The organism is Quyinboa sediminis (genome assembly GCF_042219855.1).
Classification (GTDB): Bacteria; Bacteroidota; Bacteroidia; order Bacteroidales; family UBA5342; genus JBHJHP01.
Genome location: NZ_JBHJHP010000042.1, coordinates 1 through 665 on the forward strand (window position 1 = coordinate 1; position 665 = coordinate 665).

Consider the following 665-nt stretch of genomic DNA (forward strand, 5'->3'; position numbering starts at 1 on the left):
ACCGTTAATATATGGTACTGTAAACCCGGAACGGGTGGTATTATTCTAACCAATCAAACAAATAGGATTCATTATATTCAACTTCAAATTCCTTTAATAATTCGAAGTACTCCTCTTTGAAGGTTTTAATTGTATGATGTACTTCCTGATTAGCAATATAATTATAAACTGTTTCTAATTGAGACCGGGAATATGAGAATACCCCATAACCTTCCTGCCATTTAAATTTCCCTTTAATAAAATTTTGGTTATTTATAAAGTTTGCAGAATTGTTTTTTATGTCTCTTATCAAATCTGATATTGGCATAGATGGTTTAAGTCCAATGAAGGCATGTACATGATCTAAATATCCATTGACAATGATTGGTTTTTGATTTTTACCTTTAATAATTCCGGCAATGTATTTAAAGAGTTCGCTTCGCCATTTTTTATGCAGCAAGTTTTCTCTGCCCTGTACAATGAATACATATTGAAGATAAATTTGAGAGTAGGTTCCAGCCATGGTAATTATTTTAGGATTAGTTTTATTCAACTTTGCATTGTTCAAACAACAGCTTAATGAAATAAAGTTATGAAATTATTGTATAAAACTGAAGGGGTAGGCAAATGAAGGCACTTAATATATAATAAAAATGTCATCCTTTCAGGATTTTCTTTCATCAAAG

Annotated in this window: 1 protein-coding gene; it reads right to left on the reverse strand. The window is 30.4% G+C overall.

Annotated elements, in window-relative coordinates; all coding sequences use genetic code 11:
- Positions 1 to 40 precede the first annotated feature (40 nt).
- Positions 41 to 502: an IS200/IS605 family transposase gene (tnpA, locus tag ACE1EF_RS20085; protein WP_375722501.1), complete on the reverse strand. Its 462-nt coding sequence runs from the start codon at positions 500 to 502 to the stop codon at positions 41 to 43.
- Positions 503 to 665: the final 163 nt, after the last annotated feature.

What these genes read in the sequence shown, in the direction of transcription:
- tnpA (WP_375722501.1), bottom strand. Translation starts at nt 502, where the DNA reads ATGGCTGGAACCTACTCTCAAATTTATCTTCAATATGTATTCATTGTA.